Source organism: Maribacter sp., from assembly GCF_049667165.1.
Taxonomy (GTDB): domain Bacteria; phylum Bacteroidota; class Bacteroidia; order Flavobacteriales; family Flavobacteriaceae; genus Maribacter_A.
Genome location: NZ_JBATHS010000110.1, coordinates 1 through 4606, shown reverse-complemented (window position 1 = coordinate 4606; position 4606 = coordinate 1). Strand labels below are relative to the sequence as shown.

General features: G+C 39.2%; 6 protein-coding genes and 2 pseudogenes. All 8 read left to right on the top strand.

The features are described from left to right. Positions 1 to 468, top strand: a pseudogene (locus WBM98_RS05945) (radical SAM family heme chaperone HemW); the annotation flags it as partial. Positions 469 to 616: 148 nt separating this feature from the next. Then, complete coding sequence (locus WBM98_RS05940; RefSeq protein WP_424365109.1) at positions 617 to 1369, top strand: cyclase family protein; 753 nt, start codon at positions 617 to 619, stop codon at positions 1367 to 1369. A gap of 97 nt (positions 1370 to 1466) precedes the next feature. Further along, positions 1467 to 1826, top strand: a complete 360-nt coding sequence (locus tag WBM98_RS05935) for a DUF4260 domain-containing protein (protein ID WP_424365108.1) — start codon at positions 1467 to 1469, stop codon at positions 1824 to 1826. 154 nt (positions 1827 to 1980) lie between these two features. Further along, on the top strand, positions 1981 to 2604 hold the full coding sequence (locus tag WBM98_RS05930) for a DUF4230 domain-containing protein (protein WP_424365107.1): 624 nt from the start codon (positions 1981 to 1983) through the stop codon (positions 2602 to 2604). Positions 2605 to 2628: 24 nt separating this feature from the next. Continuing rightward, complete coding sequence (locus tag WBM98_RS05925; RefSeq protein ID WP_424365106.1) at positions 2629 to 3024, top strand: Dabb family protein; 396 nt, start codon at positions 2629 to 2631, stop codon at positions 3022 to 3024. A gap of 10 nt (positions 3025 to 3034) precedes the next feature. Further along, positions 3035 to 3391 carry an MmcQ/YjbR family DNA-binding protein gene (locus WBM98_RS05920; RefSeq protein WP_424365105.1) on the top strand — a complete coding sequence of 119 codons (357 nt, stop codon included), beginning with the start codon at positions 3035 to 3037 and terminating at the stop codon, positions 3389 to 3391. 6 nt (positions 3392 to 3397) lie between these two features. Further along, positions 3398 to 3871, top strand: a complete 474-nt coding sequence (locus tag WBM98_RS05915; RefSeq protein WP_424365104.1) for a DinB family protein — start codon at positions 3398 to 3400, stop codon at positions 3869 to 3871. Between the two features lie 40 nt (positions 3872 to 3911). After that, positions 3912 to 4606 (top strand): annotated as a pseudogene (locus tag WBM98_RS05910) (MutS-related protein); the annotation flags it as partial.

Here is a 4606-nt window from a genome sequence, read left to right as displayed (position 1 = left end):
ACTTTGACCCATGCTGGGTACGATTGCTATGAGGTTTCCAACTTCGGAAAACCGGGGTATTATTCCAAGAACAATACGGCCTATTGGCTTGGCAAGAAGTATATGGGCATCGGTCCTTCGGCACATTCCTATGATGGAAAAAAGAGAAGTTGGAATATTAGCAATAATCCAAAATATCTAAAGGCCATTGCAGAAGGTCATTTACCGATAACCCATGAAATTCTTTCGCGTACCGATAAGTACAATGAGTATGTTATGACCGGTTTGCGAACAAGTTGGGGAATTTCCCTGAACAGGGTCCGTGAAGAGTTTGGGGAAAAATATTATGAATATATAATCCGGCAAATACAAAAGTACATTAACCAGGGATTGTTGATGTTGACAAAAGATCAGTTAGTGGCCACAAAAAAAGGAAAGTTTTTGGTCGATGGGATTGCATCAGATCTTTTTATAGTAAATTTAGACTAGAATTAAGGTGTCATTCCTGCTGAAACAGGAATCCATGATTATAGAGTTTTTGTCTTTACGGGCGCGGTCGAAAACTAACAATACTCAAATATAAACGTCTCGAACCTACTTGCTGGAAGGCAAGGTGCGCTCGGCGGGACATTTTTCTATGATAGCAGCAATAAAAGTAAATAACAGAAACCATACGATCGATCTTTCAAAACCGTTGGATATTTCAATTCCTATGAAAGGGGATGCATCCGATGTGAATGCCTGGTATATTGAGCACGCACGAATAGAACCCCATGCCGAGGGCGAATTTGTCGGGGCAGTTTCGAAAGGTGCTGCCATCAATTTCAACCATATCTGGTTCAGTCCGCATGCGCATGGAACGCATACTGAATGTGTAGGTCATCTCACTGAGGAATTCCACTCCATAAACAAGAATCTGAACCAATATTTCTTTTATGCAGAGGTGGTGACCATTGCTCCGGAAAAACAAAAAGGGGACTTTGTGATTTCAAAAAAACAGCTACAATATGCTTTTGGGAATAAGAAAAGGGATGCCCTGATTATACGATCACTACCCAATTTAAGGGATAAAATTTCGAAGCAATATTCCTATACGAATCCACCATACCTAACAGAGGAAGCTGCCCAATTTTTGGTGGATAAGGAAATAGAACATCTATTGATCGATCTGCCCTCGATTGACAAAGAAAAGGATGGGGGCGAATTACTAGCACATAGGGCTTTTTGGGACTTCGATGGTAAAATGCGAAAACAAGCAACGATTACAGAGTTGATTTATGTGCCCAATAGCATAGAGGATGGTACCTATTTCCTTAATTTGCAGGTCGCACCCTTTGAGAATGACGCGGCACCGAGTAGACCTGTTTTATATAGGAATATAGAGGAGTAAATCAACAAGTACCATTTTTGGTACGGTAGCTACAGTCGAATTGTGATTTGCCACTCACAGCCGAAAGAAGGATAGGTCATTAATTAAATGCTAGCAAATGAAAACCTTGATTAAATTGGAAGAATTCATGATGTTCCTCCTTGGAATATTCATGTTCGGGTTGTTGGGATATCCATGGTGGTGGTTTTTGGCTTTGATACTCGTTCCTGATATCGGAATGTTAGGGTATTTGTTCGGAAATAGAATAGGGGCTATTACATATAACCTTTTTCACCACAAAGGTTTGGCCATTATTTTATATTTTGCCGGAATGTATTTTTCGGCAACCTTTATTCAATTAGCTGGGATTATTATATTTTCCCATGCGTCATTGGATAGGGTTTTAGGATATGGTTTAAAATACAACAAAGGATTCAAGTATACCCATTTAGGGGAAATCGGAAATATGCCAAATTGATCAAAATATGGCATTTGGAAAACGAAGTTGCTTTTTAGTTTTATGAAGCGGTTAAATAGTTGCATAGCCTTAGTTACGGAAATGTTTAACAAGGAAAGAAAATATGAAATGAACGAGTTTAATTGTGATATTTTATGGTTAATTTGGTATTGTAATGGATAGTATTTTAGAGGTATTTTTAGGGCTGGTTTTAGGTGCCATTCTCATGTATTGGATGTTCTCCCAATTCAGGAAAAAGAAAAGCAAGGAATTGACGGAACACCAATCGACCGTGCTTCTTGAAAAAATAAAAAGTGTATGTAAACTTATCTCAGTGGAAGGTGATTTTGCCGAAATCTATAAATATGAAAACACCAAGGAGCGTTTTTTGAGCTTGGTAAGCAGTAAAAAGAAAGCGCTGATCGTCATCAATGCCAAGGCCCAAATCGGGTATGATTTACAAAAAATACTCATGCATGCCGATATTGATAAGAAGAAGATCATTTTGACCAACTTTCCCGAGCCAGAGGTGATTTCCATAGAACCGGAATTGGAATTCTATGACATACAGAACGGACTCTTTAATACGTTTACGCCCAATGACCTTACCTCATTGAACAAAGAGGCCCGAAAACATATCATGGAAAAGATACCGGAAAGCGGCCTAATGGATACTGCAAAACGGGAAGCTTTGGAAGCGGTGTTGTTGGTGGAGAAGATTGTAGAAACCATAGGTTGGAAATTGGATTATTCCGCCTTACGCATCGAGGAAAGACAAAAGAGTCTTTTGAAAAAATAAAACCGATATGATTTAAATAATCCCATGAAAAAATACATCTTCGCCTTCCTATTTCTAATGGTCAACCTCGTAAGTTATGGCCAAACAAAGAGCACTATCAAAGATTTCGATGCCAATTTTGCGCATACGGTATATTTTTGGCTTCAAAATCCAGATAGTCAAGAAGACCGTACTGCCTTTGAGACGTCCCTACAGAAATTCATGGACCATTCGGCCTATGCGAAGACCAAGTATATAGGGATTTCCCCAAAGCCTAGCAGGGATGTCGTCGATGGGTCGTTTACCTATGCCTTGATCGTGACCTTTGAATCGGCCGAAGCTCAACAAAAATACCAAGATGAGGCAGCTCATAAACTGTTCATTGAAGAATCGAGCCACCTTTGGACCAAGGTGATCGTGTACGATTCAACGGGAATTTAAGATAAACAAAATGAATATTGAGGAATTCAGGGCATACTGTTTAACGAAAAAGGGCATTACCGAGGAGTTCCCTTTTGATGAACATACCTTGGTGTTCAAGGTAATGGGTAAAATGTTCGCCCTGGTTGCTTTGGAACGTTTGCCTTCTCAAGTGAATCTTAAATGTGATCCGGAAAGGGCAATTGAACTTCGAGAAGAATATGATGGTGCTATAACACCTGGTTACCACATGAGCAAGATCCATTGGAATACAATAATGTTAGAGCAAGTTCCACCAAAACTAATCTGTGAATTGGTAGACCATTCTTATGATTTGGTCGTCTCAAAATTCACTAAAAAATTAAAGGCAGCTTTTGATGCTTTGTAATCGATTATGGGTAAACTGGATTATATAATCAAAGAATTGGAAACCTGTTTTGATGGCAAGCCATGGTATGGGGATTCGGTCATGAAAAAATTGGATGCTGTGGATTGGAATATCGTCAATGATGAAATTTATGGGGACAAGACGATAGCGGTATTAGTACAACATATCATCAATTGGCGCATTTTCGTGATTAAGAAACTACAAGGGGATACCGAGTACGATATCATTATTGACGAATTAAATGATTGGATCTTGATCACAATCAAAGAAGAGGAGGAATGGGAACAGCTGAAACAGCGGATTCGACAGACCCAAAAAGAAATCCTGGAACTTTTGGCCCATAGCTCTGACGAAATATTGGATAAAAAAGTACCAGCGAAGAACTATACCTTTGGTGCCATCTTACCTAGTATCGCCCAGCACGATATTTACCATCTTGGACAAATAGCGCTGTTGAATTCGGGACGCATCAACAAGTAATCTTTGCTTATCTTTATCGATTAAACAAGCGATTTCCTTGATGCAAAATCCACAAATATTTTATAAAGAACAGATTGCCATTTTCGAAGGGCAATTGGCCCGAGTACAGAATCAACTTTATGCATCAAGCATGATCCGGTTAGTTGTTTTTTGCCTTATGGCGCTTGGAGCATACTTGACTTTTGGCAATACCAAACTGGTTATAGGCCTTATATTAATCACCATTGTCATTTTTGTTTATTTGGTTTCCAGGCATACCGATTTACAATACAAACGGGATAAGATACAGACCATACTTCAGATCAATACGACCGAATTGGAAGTGCTTCAAAGAAAGTTCGATCATTTGCCCATGGGTAACGAATTCAATGTTGCTGGGCATTACTATAGTCAGGATATCGATCTCTTCGGGAGGGGTTCTTTTTATCAATATGCGAATAGAACCGCACTAAAACAAGGTAGTGAGGTCTTTACATCAATGCTATTGGCGAATTCCATCGAGAATATAGCTGTAAAACAGAAAGCTATCAAAGAACTAAGTGAAATGCCGGAGTGGCGTCAAAATTTCTCTGCCATAGCCACCTTGGTCAAAACAAGAACTCCATATGATGTTATTTTAAAATGGTTACAGACATATAAGGGCTTTGCGCCAAAAAGCATGGGAACCATATCACTGTTGTTTTCACTGGTGTCCGTACTATTGGTGGGTTTGTATTTTTTGGATATCGTTAACGG

Bases quoted from the DNA above. Each gene is read 5' to 3' on its own strand.
- WBM98_RS05940 (WP_424365109.1), top strand. From the start codon at position 617: ATGATAGCAGCAATAAAAGTAAATAACAGAAACCATACGATCGATCTT.
- WBM98_RS05935 (WP_424365108.1), top strand. From the start codon at position 1,467: ATGAAAACCTTGATTAAATTGGAAGAATTCATGATGTTCCTCCTTGGA.
- WBM98_RS05930 (WP_424365107.1), top strand. From the start codon at position 1,981: ATGGATAGTATTTTAGAGGTATTTTTAGGGCTGGTTTTAGGTGCCATT.
- WBM98_RS05925 (WP_424365106.1), top strand. From the start codon at position 2,629: ATGAAAAAATACATCTTCGCCTTCCTATTTCTAATGGTCAACCTCGTA.
- WBM98_RS05920 (WP_424365105.1), top strand. From the start codon at position 3,035: ATGAATATTGAGGAATTCAGGGCATACTGTTTAACGAAAAAGGGCATT.
- WBM98_RS05915 (WP_424365104.1), top strand. From the start codon at position 3,398: ATGGGTAAACTGGATTATATAATCAAAGAATTGGAAACCTGTTTTGAT.